Below are 12357 nucleotides of genomic sequence, written 5' to 3'. Positions count from 1 at the left end.
AAACAGGGGGAAGCATGAAGCTCTACAGCTACACCGCGCAGGCACCGAGCCCGGCGGGAACGAAACCCACCTTCACGATCACCGGCGCCTGTGCGCTGGACCTGCTGCGCTACGTCACCAAGGACACCGGCGAAGAGTACGAACACATCCACGACGAGCACGGCCGCCAGGTCGAGATGGACGAGATCATCGCCGAATCCCGGGCCCTGGCCACGACCCCGGAGTCCCGCCACCACTGGGCGCACCACATGGCGCACGCGGTCCTCGCGCAACTGCCGCCCGCCGACCCCGACAGCGGAATGCGCGTCACCACGGAAGACGACTGGCTCGACGCCGGGCGCTGGTGGGCACGCCATGTCGGCGTCGTGCCCAACGCGGAGGTGCTCAGCCACCTGGGCTACGAGGTGCAGGACTACGACGACGAGCCGCTGTACAGCGCGATCTGGATCTTCCTCGAAGCGGCGATCACCCGACCCGTCGAGGGCGACTCCATCACCAATCGGACCGGCTCAGCCTCGGCGACGCGCCCGGGCTGAGCGAATCAAGGGAGGCGCCGCGCCCCGCGACCGGGTGGAGCGCGGGCCGCGGCGACTCCCCATCGGTCGCGCGGCGCCGGGGAACGCCGCACGTACCCAGCAGAAGAACAAACCAGGGCGCTATCTCGGGGGGGAAACGAGTGAGCACCGAACAACCAGACCTGTTCGACCACAATGGAGACCATGTCGATGAACCAGTACGGGGAGCGAGCCCAGAGGCACTGGCAGCAGTACCGGGCGACGGAGTACGCCCAGCTGCGGGATCCGGAGAAGTTCTTCACGGATCTCGGGGAGCGGATCGCGGCGGAGATCGATCACCGGAAGAACCAGCAGCGGACGCCGCTGGGCTCGGACTACCTGGCGAACGTGGGGGCGCTGAACAACGTGTCCAGCTCGGTGGAGGACGACGTGATGAGGGAGATGGCCTTCACCGATCCGGGCGGTCCGATGTAGCGCGGTTCCAGCCCTACAGCCAGGACGATTTCGCCCCGTCCGGGCGCAAAGCGCGCGTCGGGGCGAACCTGGCCGCGCTGCGGATCGTCCTGGAGCTGCGTGAGTCCGGGCGCGCCGCGACGGCCGAGGAACAAGCGGTGCTGGCGCGCTGGGGCGGCTGGGGCGCGTTCGGGCAGCTGTTCGACACCGACGAGTTCCTCGACGAGCGCGCCGAGCTGCAGCGGCTGCTGACCGCCGAGGAGTACGCCGCGGCCAGGTTGTCGACGCAGAACGCCCACTACACCGACGCCACGCTGGCGGCGTCGATGTGGGACGGCCTGCAACGCCTCGGGTTCACCGGCGGGGACGTCCTCGAACCGGGGTGCGGCTCGGGCCACTTCATCGGCCTGGCACCGGAGTCTGCGCGGTTGACCGGTGTGGAGCGGGAACCGATCAGCGCCGCGATCGCGGCCGCGCTCTACCCGGACGCCGAGGTCGTCACGGGCAGCTTCGCCAAGGTCGACGCGGACGAGGGCCGCTTCGACGCGGCCATCGGCAATGTCCCGTTCGCGAAGGTCAAGCTCCGCGACGACAAGCACAACCCGGGCCGCAAGCACTCGATCCACAACCACTTCATCCTCAAGTCGCTGCGGCTGACCCGCCCCGGCGGGCTGGTCGCGATGGTGACCTCGCAGTACACCATGGACAGCCTCAACCCGGCCGCCCGCGCGGAGATGGCGCAGCTGGCCGACCTGGTGGGGGCGGTGCGGCTACCCAACCGGGCGCACGAGCGCGCCGCCGGCACCGTGGTGGGCACCGACGTGCTGATCTTCCGGGTCCGCGAACCCGACGCGGACCCGATCGTGGATTTCGCGACCTGGGAAAAGGCGCTGCCCACTGAGATCGGCGCCGAGGGCGAACCCGTCAACGTCAACGCCTACTTCCGCGAGCACCCCGAGAACGTGCTCGGCGAGCTGGCGGTGGGCTCGAGCCGGTACGGCGACGCGCTGGAGGTCCGCGGCGACCTGGACACCCTCCCGGAGCAGTTCGCCGCCGCGCTGGGGCGCATCGCCGACGAGGCCGCCGAACGCGGCCTGGTGATGACCCCGCGCAGCGACGTTACCCCGCGCCCGGCGACCACGGTGAACCTCATCGATCCCGAGAGCGCCAGTTTCTCCGGGTTCCTCACCGCCCTGCCGGACGGCACCTTCACCCGCCGCGTCGGCGACCAGGACCAGCCCTACCAGCCGCCCGCGTCCCAGGCCGACGAACTGCGGGCGCTGCTGCACGTGCGCGACGCCGCGATGGCGCTGATCCGCGCCGAGCAGGCCACGGTGGACGACACCCCGCAGATCCAGGACCTGCGCGCCCATCTGAACACCGTCTACGACTCCTACGCCACCACCTACGGGCCGATCAACCGGTTCAAGGAACGCCGCCAGATGCGGCAGGGCTGGCACGTGTTCGGCGAATGGTGCGCCCGTAACGACCACGACAAGTTGCCCGCTAGCCGCGACGCGGTGCTGTCCTACCTCACCGAGCTGCGGATGAACGGGCTGGGCCAGGACCACCTGACCCGGCACCTCGATTCGATCGTCAAGAACCACAACACCGCGTTCGACAAGGCCGTCAAGAAGGCCGCGCAGACCTACGCCGAGCAACGCGCCAACCTCGATCCCAGCATCGACGTCGACGACCTGGCGGCGAAGCTGCCGACCCAGATGCGGCCGGAGAGCGTGCTCGGCCTGGCTGGCATGAGCGATCCGCGCCTGAGCGCCGCGGTGGTGGCCGCGGCGCGGGAGGTCGTCGCCGGCGCACCGGAGAAGACTGATCCCGATCTCGATCTCGATGAGCTGGGTCTGCGCACGACGATGATCGTCCGGGATCCCCAGGGTGGGTTCCGCGACGACCCGTTCGCCAACTGGGCCATCGGGTTGGAGGACTTCGACGCGGCGACCCAGACCGCCCGTAAGTCCAAGATCTTCACCAGCCGGGTGGTCAACCCGCCGGTGCAACGGCTCGGCGCCGACACCGCCGAGGAAGCCCTGTCGATCTGCCTGGACACCCACTCCCGGGTCGTCCTGTCCGAGATCGCGCGGCTGATGGGGCTGCCCGGTGAGGAGGAAGCCCGCGCCGCGCTCGAGGGGCTGGTGTTCGACGACCCCGACACCGGCGAGGTGGTGTGGGCGCCGCTGTACCTGGCTGGCAACGTCCGCCAGAAGCTGGCCGTCGCCCAGCTCGCCGCCGAGGACGACCCCCGGTTCGCCGCCAACGTCGCCGCGCTGGAACAGGTCATCCCCGAAGACCTGGGACCGGAGGAGATCGAGGTCCGGCTCGGTAGCTGGATCGGGCCCGAGTACGTGCAGCAGTTCCTGCGGGAACTGCTGGGCGACGAGAACGTGAAGGTCGAAACCGTCGCCGGGCTGTGGAATGTCGAGACCAAGAAGTCCGGCCTCAGCAAGGCCGCCCACCTGGCGGCGACGGAAATCTGGGGCGGCGGTGGGCTGGATGCCTATGAACTCACCGAACGGATTCTGGTTGGCAAGCCGATCAGGGTCACCAAGACCATCGAGGTCGACGGCCGGGACGTGGAGGTGCTCGACCCGGACGCCACCGCGGAAGCCTCCGACAAGGCCACCGAACTCTCCGATGAGTTCGCCGACTGGATCTGGAACGACACCGCGCGTGCCGAGCGGGTGATGCGGCTCTACAACGACACGTTCAACGCCGAAATCCCGATCGACTTCTCCAGTGTCGAACTCTCCCTGCCGGGGCTCTCGCAGGCCTACACGCTGCGCGACCACCAGAAGATCGCCATCGCGCGGATCATCTACCAGAACGGCACCGGCCTGGTGCACGACGTCGGCGCGGGCAAAACCCTGGAAATGATCGTCGGGATCATGGAACGGCGCCGTCGCGGGCTGGCGAACAAACCGGTCATCGTGGTTCCCAACGATTCCATCGCCGAGCAGTTCGTCCGCGAATGGCGGCAAGCCTACCCGGGCGCACGGTTGCTCACCGGCACCAGCGAGGAGATCGCCGACAACAAGAAAAAGGGCCGGAACGGCCGCGCGGAATTCGTTGCCCGCGTCGCCCATGATGACTGGGACGCGGTCATCATGACCAAGGAGAGCTTCCAGCGCATCCCCTTGCCGCCCGAGATCCAAGAGCGGTTCCTCAGCGATGAACTCGCCGATCTGCGCGCGGAGAAAGAAAAACACGCCGAGGCCATGAGCGAGTCGATGACCAAGCGCATCGAAACGCAGATGGAAAACGCGGAGGCGCGACTCGAAGCGCAGATCGACGCTATCGAGCGCGACACCGGCGGCATGACCTTCACCGACGCCGGTTTCGACCTCGTCGTCGTCGACGAAGCGCAGAACTACAAAAACGGTCTGGTCCTTTCGCAGATCCCGGATCTGGTGATCGAAGGTGCCAAACGGTCCATCGACCTCGATATGAAGCTGGGCCATCTGCAGGAGAAGTTCGGGTATTCCCGCGCGGTCCTGGCCACCGCTACACCGTGGGTGGGCAAATTCTCCGAGCTGTATCTGTGGATGCGCCGCCTCGGGCACGATCTGGACCGGTTCGACGTCTGGGCACGCACGTATGTCATGCCCGAGACCTTCATGGAAATGACACCTGGCGGAACGCTGCGGTCGAAAGTCCGCACCCGTCGCGTCATCAACGAACCCGAGCTGTGGCACGCGGTGCGGCTGACCTCCGACATCCGCATGAAGGAACTTCTCAACCTCAAGACGCCGAAGCTGCGCGGCGGCGAGATCGAGATCCTCGAAGTGCCCGCCTCGACCGAGGCCCGGATCGTGACCCTCGACCTGGCGCGCCGGGAACGCAACCTGAGTGGCCCGCCCGAAAAGGGCGCGGACAACCATCTGGTCATCGGCCACGACGGGCAGCTCGCCGCGCTCGACCTGCGCGCCATCGGGCTCACCACCGAGGAACGGCAAAAGGTCGATGTTGTCGCCGAGGACATCTACAACGAGTGGTCCGCGGCCAAGGACAACGTGTACCTGCGCGCCGATGGGACCGAACACCCGGTGCGCGGCGGGTTCATCCCGGTGTTCTGCGACGAGTCGACACCGAGCCGTCACTGGAACTTCTACGACGAACTCCGCAACCAGCTGATCCGGAAATGGGGCATGCCCGAGGGGTCCGTCCGGTTCATCCACGAAGCCAACAGCCCCCAGCGGAAAGCCGACATGCTCGCCGCCTGCCGCGAGGGCAGCATCTCCGTTCTCATCGGCTCCACCGCGAAAATCGGCGCCGGGATCAACATGCAGACCCGCGCCATCGGCGGCTACGAGATCACCGGTCACTGGCGCTACGACCTCAGCGCCCAAGCTATCGGCCGCGTCGAACGCCAGGGCAACCAGAACTCCGAGTTCTTCTGGAAGCGGGTCGTGCTCGCGCCCTCGATGGACGCCAAGAAGTGGGAGATCACCGCACAGAAGCACGCGATGTTCGACCCCCTGTACCGGTCCACCCCACCCGACCGCAGCCGCACCGTGCAGAACGAAGAGGCGACCGGCCTGGCCGACGTCATGGCCGCCGCGACCGGTGACCTCCGGTACAAGGAGAAGGCCGAACTCGACGCCGAGCTGAAGTCCCTCAACCGGAAGCGCTCCAGCCACAACCGGAGCCAACAGGCAATCAAGCTGTCGCTGGCCCGCAGCACCGTGCGGATCCCCCAACTCGAAGCGCGCGCCGAACGCCAGGACGCCCTCGCGAAACAACTCGTCGACCTTTCCGGTGACAAGTTCCGGATGCAGGTCGGCCAGACCACCTACACCAAACGCCCCGAGGCCGCCGCCGCCCTGCGCGACCGGTTGACCTCCGCGCTCGCCGCGGCCCCTCGCACGTTGAAAGGGCAGACCGTCTCCGTGGGGTCGATCAGCGGCTTCGAAATCACCGCCGACCTGTATCCCCTCCGCGACACCGGAATCGAGGTGCGGCTTCCCGGGGCTGCGGAGAGCACGACGGGCTTCGGCCTTGATGTGAAGGACCTGCCCGGCGGGATCGGCCTGGTCATCCGTCTGGAGAACCAGCTCAAGCAGATCGCGGGCGCCGGTGATCGCAGCCGTGCCACGATCGAGGAAGAACGGGGCAACATCGCGCAGGCCGAAGAGGCGGTGGGCAAGGAATTCCCCGGCGAAGCACGGCTCGCGGAAGTCATCGCCCGGCGCAAGGAGCTGATCAGCCAGCTGAGTGAGGACGAGGACCTCGATCGCGGCGGCGACGAGGACCCCGACTCGCAGGAAGCCCAGGCCCGCAGGGCGCGCGCCGAAGCACGCTACGCGGAGTGGACCCGCCTGCAGAACGAGGCGCGTGAAGCAGCCGAACTCGCCGGCCTGAGCGAAGAGTCCGCGAAAGACTTCGAGAGCTGGTATCTGGCCATCGCCGGACAGGTGAGCGCGGAACATCGCCCCCCGTTCGAGCAATCACTCGACGTCTGGGCCGGAATCGGGCGCCCCAGCTCGGGCGGTCGCACCCGCCTGGCGCCCCTCGGAGCGGACGCGACGTACACGCTTCCCGCGGCCGATGAGGATGCAGCGCACACCCCTGCCGGTGCCACGACGGTGGAGGCCACGGAATCCGCTGCCGCAGCCGACGTTCCCAGCGAGCCGACCGACACGACGGACCCGCCACACCAGCCACCCGACACCGGACTCACCACACCACCCGTTTCTCGCGGCAACGCCGCGCCGGGGCTGACCCGACCGGGCACCGAAGCCCCCGCTGGCGACGAGTTCGACGAGGAACTGCCAGCCATCGGCGAGCCTGCGGGTGAAAATGTCCTGGCGACGCTGGACGCCATCGATTCGGCTCAGCAGTGGGTCCAGTTGCAACGGGAGGTCAACGACGCCGGCTACGCGCACGTGCGCAGGGACGATGCCGGGCTGGGCGGAATCAACCACTACTCGCGGCTGGTGCTCACCGACAGCGGCGACAACTTCGACCAGGAACTGCGGGTGCTGGCCACCCACGTCGAAGACCTGCGCGAGTACCTCAACACCCCCGCGGCCACCGCCGCGATCGACGGCGTCCTGGCCGCCGACGTGACCCACGACCCGGAGGAACGCCTCGCCACCATGCAACTGGTCCGCGAGACCGGGCTGCGCGGAACGGCCGTGCGATGGGCCACGGACTCGCTGAGCCAGATCTCGGCGCTGCGCGCGATCGCCGCGGCCGCCGCCACCACGCCGGACGCCCCGTTCCTTGCCCCCAACGGCAACGAACTGACCAGCGATACCCACCTTGCTGCGTGGAGCAGTTACCGCGGTGGACCGGTCACGTGGGGAGACCTGGAGATCCATCTGACGGATTCCCCGGCCGGGCGTGAGGCCCGCATCACGCCCGCTGGTGGCGAGCTGCACTCTCACTGGCTCCGGCTGCCCGCATCCTCCGGCGAGGACAGCACGCAGGCGCTGGAGGCGATCACCCACGTCATCACCACCGCCCGCGAAGCCGCCGACCGGATGCACGCCGAGACGATCCACGAACTCGCCATCGCGCTGCCCGCAACTCCACCTCCGGACCACGTCGAGGCCACCTCGGACCTGCTGGCGGAGTGGGCGGCAGTGACGAAGCTCCGGCAACAAGCGGTCGCCCTTCCGGCCGACGCGCCCGCTCGGGACGAAGCGCTCGCCGCGGTGACGCGGGCCGAAGCGCACTACGACCTCGCCTACGTGGTCGATCCGAACGCGCGCCGCCTGCTGCGGCCGGGGCCGCCCCCGCTGCGCGTCGAGGGCGACCTGATCGGGCTCGCCATCGCCGAGTCCGCCTTCAACGCCTTTCGCGACCGCGAGCCGGAGAGCCTCCGGTGGCGCGGGCTCCGCCTGGAATTCGGCTACGTCGACGGCAAACCGTGTGCTGCGCTGTCCCGTTTCGACGACCCCGCCTACCAGCCGCTGCACCCGGACACCCCCGTCCATTCCGCCGACACCGACACCTACGTGCGGGTGCCGATCGACGAGCGGTGGGTCACCAACCCCGCCGACCTCGGCCGCATCCTCACCGCGCTCGACGAAGCGGTGGACAACCTCGCCGAACGGGCACGGGAATGGCAGCAGATCGCGGAGAACCACCTGCGCGCTGCCCAACCGCAGCCGTCCCAGACCGCCGCGGCAACCGACCCTCGAGAGGAAACGGACGCCACCCCAGTCACCGCACCGGAATCGTCGAGCGCCGAGCAGTTGGTTCTCACCCCGGAAGAAGCCGACGCCGTCATGGAGGCCACCGACCTGGCCGACGCGCTGCGCCACCTTGCCGAGAACGACCCGGCGCTGCAACCGATCACCGACCAGGGCATGGCCATCCTGACGACGGCCGGCAACCACTTCTCCCTCACCCTCGCCACCGCCCGGGCCGACACGCAGGACGCGGTGCGGTCGGGAGCCCCCTCCGAGTCCGTCCCGCCCGGAGAGATCGCCCGGGTGCTCGGCGAGATCGCCAGGCAGGCGCTTGCTGACCCTCGCCAGGCTGAGCACCTGGTGTGGCGCGGGCTGCGCGTTGAACTCGGCAACCAGGACGGCCGCCTGGTCGGTGCGGTCTCCCGGCACGGCGACGAGCGCTACAGCAGTCCTGTCTGGTCCGAAGGCGCCGGGTTCGTCGCCGTGGACTTCGGCAGCGTCACCGGCCCGGCGCCGGACGGCGAAGCGATCCTGACCGCGTTGCACGAGGTGGTGGACTCCGCGGCTGATCGTGCCCGCCGAGGCCGCCAGCAGGCCGCTGAACTGCTTGCCGCGCACCAACCGGAGCAATCCACGGGTACTCCCGTGGTGGAGGACACGGCGGCCGCGCAGGCCCGCTCGGACCACCCGGTGCCCGAGCCTGCCACGACGCAACCACCGGAACCGGCGCCGTCCCCGGCGGAACAGGTCCCGATCGACGCGGCCGACCAAGACCCGGCGGCACCGGCAGCTCAACCCGGTAAGTGGACGCGCAGGATCCAGATCGAGGTCACCGGCTCCACGGCGACAGTGTCCGGCACGGACACCAACGATCCCCGGCAACTCCGGGAGGCATTGAAGAGCAACGGTTTCCGGTGGAAGCGGAATGAAGGCGAGGTGTGGAAGTTCGTTCCGCGTCGCAACGGGCCATCCCGCGACACAGCGGTGCAAGCGTTACGCGACGTACTGGCCGAACTCGACGCGCAGGAGGCTCCGAGTTTTCCGCCGACCGCGCAGCAGCAGGCGATTATCGACGCGTGCCTGGCGGGGAACGACGTGGCCGTTCGGGCCCTTGCCGGTACTGGGAAAACCAGCACGCTGCGCATGATCGCCGAGCGGATGCCCGACAAGAAGATCGTCTACTTTGCGTTCAACAAGAGCATCGCCAAGGAAGCCCGTGGGGTGTTTGCCAGCAACGTCCTGCCCACGACCTTCAACGGCTATGCCTTCAGAGCCCTGTCGTCAGATCCCCGCTATCGGGACAAGCTCGGTCGGGACGAGAACGGGCGCAGCAAGATTGCTGGGAACGATGGCTTCCCCAACGAAATCGCTCGTACCTTCCTTGAGCAGGATGCGGCTCGCGGGGATTCGGCAGCGTTGGGTAAAGATCCCGACGATGTGCTGTTCGGTGTGGCGGCGACCGGTGAGGAGTGGAGCGCCGCCGACATTGCGCGGCTTGCGTTGGGGACGGTGACCCGGTTCCGTCACAGCGCCGACCCCGAGATCACGACCCGGCATCTGGCCAGTCGAGTAGCCGAACATGAACACGGTCTCGACCGTGTTGTGCTCGACTACGCGCGCCGGATCTGGGAGGACAAGACCAACCCGGACGGCGTGCTGAAGTTCACCCACGACGACTACTTGAAGATTTGGGCGCTCGGAAATCCGACCATCCCGGTCGACGTCATATTTTTCGACGAGGTCCAGGACGTCAACGAACTCCAGGCCAAACTGGTGCAAGCCCAGACCGCCCAGACCATCGTGGTCGGCGACAGCTACCAGTCTATCTACGGGTTCCGGGGCGCCCGGGATTACCTGCGCAACTGGCCGGCCGAGGTGAACCTGCCACTGACCCAGAGCTGGCGGTTCGGTCCGGCCGTCGCCGCGCTGGGCAACGATTTCCTGCAACTGCTCAAAGCCAAGATCGAACTGCAAGGGAATCCCGCGCTCGGCTCCGAGATCGGGCCGGTCTCCGATCCGGATGCCGTGCTGTGCCACACCAACGCGGCGGCGGTCGCCGCGGTGTTCACCGGGTTCGAAGCCGGCAAACGCGTCGCACTGGTCGGAGGCGGCGATGCGATCAAAGACATCGCGAAGGCCGCCAAGCAACTCGCCCGTGGCCGTCGGACCTCACATGAGGACCTCAGCGCGTTCGCCTCGTGGGCCGAGGTCCAGGACTACGTCAACAAGCATGAGGAAGCCCAGTCGCTGCGCACCTTCGTCCGCCTGATCGACCAGTACGGCCCGGACGGGCTGATCGCCATGGCCGACGACCTCACCCGCGAGGACGAGAAGGACCCGGAACTGGCCGCCGAACTGGTCGTGTCCACCGCACACAAAGCCAAGGGACGCGAATGGGACACCGTGCGGATCGCCGACGACTTCCCCGGACCGACCACCGACGAAAACGGCGAAGTCGTCCTTCCCGACGCCGAGGCGCTGCGGTTGGCCTACGTCACCGTCACCCGGGCGAAGAAACGACTCGAACTTGGCTCTCTGGAATGGATCCTCGACTACGCGAGCACTACCACGCCAGCGACCGCGACTGTCGAGCGCCCAGTGCGTGTAACCGCTGACCAAGCGAAACCCCAGGCGGGAGCACAGGATGTCCAGGCGCGCACTGAGGACGCCGCCAACAATCCTGCCGTCGAACCCGCGCCACCTGAGTCCACCGAAGACGCACAGCCCGAGCGGGACGCCGCCACCCCCGACATCGCCCCGAGCACCAGCCCCGAGCACCCCGAGACCACGGCCCCGGTGGCGCCAGCAACCGAGTCCGCACCGGCGAACGCTATGTCCGCTGCCGAGCCAGGTGCGGGGGTACCGAGCTTGGCGCAGGTGCGGGAGTTCGCGTCCGCGCACGAATTGGACGTCACGGTGGTGCGGGTCGGCCTGAGTACGTGGGTGACCGTGCACGAGCCGGGGGTGCCGGTGCCGCCCGTGCTGTCGTATTCGGCGGATCGGACCAGCGTCACCGACGGCGCTGGCCGGCCGCTTCCCTTGGAAACCGTGCCCACGTATGTGGGCGCCTACATCGCGGCGATCAGTCCGGCGTTGTTCACCATGGCCACGACGGTGCGGCAGTGGCCGCGCCGGGTGGCGCAGCTCGCTCCGCACCTGGTGTTCGGGGAGCATTTCCGGCCAGCGGTACGAGAGCAGTTCGGGGAGTATCACCGGCCCGAGGTGCGCGCGGCATTCGAAGAGGCTTTCCGGCTGATGGACCTCGGCGAACCCGAGGACGCGGAACAGGCGCTGCGCCGCGCGGAGGCGGCCGCCGGGCCGTTGACGCTCACCCCGGAGCGTGAAGCGCAGATCGTCCGCGCCATCACCGACTACGCCTCGGGCTATCGGCTCAGCGGCGACCCCGGCCGCCACCTCACCGAGACCGACGCCCACCTGGTCGGGGGCGGTACGTGGCGGGAATGGGACTGGATCGACAACTACATCTCCCAGCACCGCGAGGTGATGGAGGGCCATCCGGACCATGAGGGCATCGCGGCACGCAACGCCGAGGAACTGGAGCAGGCCAAGGAAGCCGCCCGGCCGCTGTCCAAGGAGGCCTTCGACAAGTTCAAGGCGGGCGATTTCGAGCGGGCTCTGGAACTGCTCGACGCGACCGAGCTGGCCTACCCGGACAACCGGGACCGGATGGAACAGGCCCGCCGCAGGGTTCGCGCGGCGATCGCCGAGCGCGATGGCCAACCAGCACCGCCGGAACCCACACAGGATGACGCCTCGGCGTCGATCGCGCCCGCCGCACCCGAGGATGCGACCGGGTTGGACACTGCGGTCAGCGGCGTCACCGAGCCGACGCTGGACACCTCGGACTACCAACTCACCCTGCACGCCTCGCTCAACGAGGCGGCGGCGGCCTGGTTCGACCAGCAGCTGGACAGCAGCGCCTACGCCCAGGAGTACCTGCGCAACCGGCTGCGGGGCCAGGCCGCGGTGGATCGCGTCCGGGCGAAGACCCCTGGCGAGGCGGGCAAGCTGCGGATCGGCTACGCCCCGGACAGACCCGGGACCGGGCTGGTGGAGCACCTGCGCGCCCGGGGAGTCCGGGATCAGGATCTGCTGGACGCCGGGGTCGCTGCGCTGGACAGGCAGGGCAGGTTGTATGACCGGTTCCGGGGCCGGATGGTGTTCGCCGTCCACGATCTTGAGGGCCGGATCGCGGGCTTCACCGGGCGCGCGTTGTC

3 protein-coding genes (1 of these 3 running past the window's edge) are annotated in these 12357 nt (G+C 68.4%); all 3 read left to right on the top strand.

Annotation, left to right across the window (positions count from 1 at the left end):
- Positions 1-14: 14 nt before the first annotated feature.
- Positions 15-536 carry a hypothetical protein gene (locus tag FXO23_RS17765; protein ID WP_158886245.1) on the top strand — a complete coding sequence of 174 codons (522 nt, stop codon included), beginning with the start codon at positions 15-17 and terminating at the stop codon, positions 534-536.
- 183 nt (positions 537-719) lie between these two features.
- Positions 720-989, top strand: coding sequence for a hypothetical protein (locus tag FXO23_RS17760; protein WP_218952084.1), 270 nt, complete (start codon positions 720-722; stop codon positions 987-989).
- 137 nt (positions 990-1126) lie between these two features.
- Positions 1127-12357: the start of a UvrD-helicase domain-containing protein gene (locus FXO23_RS17755; protein ID WP_158886244.1), read on the top strand. 16732 nt of this gene lie beyond the right edge of the window; only the first 11231 of its 27963 coding nucleotides appear in the window; the start codon lies at positions 1127-1129; its stop codon lies off the right edge, out of view.

Source organism: Amycolatopsis anabasis, from assembly GCF_009765355.1.
In the GTDB taxonomy this organism is placed as follows: domain Bacteria; phylum Actinomycetota; class Actinomycetes; order Mycobacteriales; family Pseudonocardiaceae; genus Amycolatopsis; species Amycolatopsis anabasis.
Note: the sequence above shows the minus strand (reverse complement) of the source record. Positions and strands in the feature narration are given on the sequence as shown.

Bases quoted from the DNA above. Each gene is read 5' to 3' on its own strand.
- FXO23_RS17765 (WP_158886245.1), top strand. From the start codon at position 15: ATGAAGCTCTACAGCTACACCGCGCAGGCACCGAGCCCGGCGGGAACG.
- FXO23_RS17760 (WP_218952084.1), top strand. From the start codon at position 720: ATGTCGATGAACCAGTACGGGGAGCGAGCCCAGAGGCACTGGCAGCAG.